At 55.2% G+C, this 1,456-nt stretch carries 2 protein-coding genes; both read left to right on the top strand.

The window, feature by feature from the left end; translation table 11 throughout:
- Positions 1–247 precede the first annotated feature (247 nt).
- Positions 248–394, top strand: a complete 147-nt coding sequence (locus GSQ92_RS16345) for a hypothetical protein (protein WP_159013698.1) — start codon at positions 248–250, stop codon at positions 392–394.
- A 71-nt stretch (positions 395–465) separates the two neighbouring features.
- Positions 466–702: a hypothetical protein gene (locus GSQ92_RS16340; RefSeq protein ID WP_159013697.1), complete on the top strand. Its 237-nt coding sequence runs from the start codon at positions 466–468 to the stop codon at positions 700–702.
- The last annotated feature ends 754 nt before the right edge of the window (positions 703–1,456 follow it).

Here is a 1,456-nt window from a genome sequence, read left to right as displayed (position 1 = left end):
TGATGCTGCGATGCCCCTTTGAATGGTCGTAACATTCGAAAGGGGAACCTGACGACCTCGACTGCGGCGTCTTTGGTTTGGTCAAGCTGGCGGGAGGAGGTTCAAAAATGCTGAGCGGCCAAATTGGGTAAAGCAGGGCTCTTGGGCATCTGTGCAGGGTGGTCGTCCTTGGCGTGTCCGGCAGCAGAACAGCGCGCCGGTTGACCTGAACGAGGATTCAGTGGGCTATCTTCCTGCTGGAGAATGCATGTCTGCTGACAAGTTTAACGCAGCATCAGCATCTCGGGAAGTCGTAGAAAGCACCGACTGGAGCAATATGGCCGGCTCGGCGACTTGGAGCGCCGGCACGAAATCGCTCGCCGGCGGCGTAACCGTCTTTAAGGAAATGTTTTGAAATGTTGTGGTCGCAGACAGGTCCAGCGATAGTCCTGCGTGAGCGACTAAGCGGTATTGCGGGAGGCGTAGATGCGAGTAGTCGTGTGCGCGATCATGGCAATCTTGGTATCGAGCGCGAACGCCGCCATGGCGAGCGGTTCGCCTGATCTTCCACCCAACTGGACCCGGCCATACGTCTGCACCAGTGTGGGGAACATGGGCGTCAACTTCGTTGACAAGGATGAACGCTGGGAGGGATTCTCCCTTTCCACTCCTCCGGTCTTCGTGCTGCGCGCGTATGACCCTGTTGCTGATCAAAGCGCATGAGTTCTCGTTAATTCGGTCAAGTGGAAGCTTCGTCATTGTGGCAAAGAACGGTGGCAGTTCAACGGCGTGGCAGAAGCCTTAGTGCGAACGTTCGACCATGGGCGTTCAAACCAAAGCCCGACGCCGCGACAGTCATCCAAACGCTCCCCGCCTGGTTCGAGCAATAGAATGCGTTGCATCCGCACCGCTCGCTTGGCTATCGGTCCCCTCGGGAGTTCATCCATCTCAACGCAACTTCAACCGGTGAGGTCGCACTGTCCGGAAATTGAGGGGCAACAACACGGACGCAAATGGGACTTCTGTTGAACCAGCCTATTGGGCAGCCCAAACGCAGAAACTGCTGACTTGTCGTCCTGCGGGGGGCAAAAAGATGACGGTCGAGAAGGCCGGTGAATGCCTCGCAGTGCTTTGTACCGAGTTCTCTGAACTAGCGAGTGATTCGGAACTTCAAATGGACATCCTGATGGCATTTGCCGTGATGGGAAATGCCATTAACCATCCGCTTGTCGGGACTACGACGTTCCATTCTTTTATTCAAGTCTTTCGAGCGCTACGAGCAGAGTTATCTCGAACAATCTGGAATCCATAAGGATTTCGCCCAAGAGATTGTCGACTCAATTTCGAGCGACTTACCCCGAATCCTACGATTTCGAGGACGGCGCTGATCGTATCGCTGGCCGCGTAGAATCGGCAGCACGTGTATGCTGTGACGAAGATACACAAAACGCGGAGCAAGAGGAAAAGCGGCAGAGCA

The sequence above is a fragment of the Acidisoma sp. S159 genome (assembly GCF_009766125.1).
In the GTDB taxonomy this organism is placed as follows: domain Bacteria; phylum Pseudomonadota; class Alphaproteobacteria; order Acetobacterales; family Acetobacteraceae; genus Acidisoma.
Note: the sequence above shows the minus strand (reverse complement) of the source record. Positions and strands in the feature narration are given on the sequence as shown.

Bases quoted from the DNA above. Each gene is read 5' to 3' on its own strand.
- GSQ92_RS16345 (WP_159013698.1), top strand. From the start codon at position 248: ATGTCTGCTGACAAGTTTAACGCAGCATCAGCATCTCGGGAAGTCGTA.
- GSQ92_RS16340 (WP_159013697.1), top strand. From the start codon at position 466: ATGCGAGTAGTCGTGTGCGCGATCATGGCAATCTTGGTATCGAGCGCG.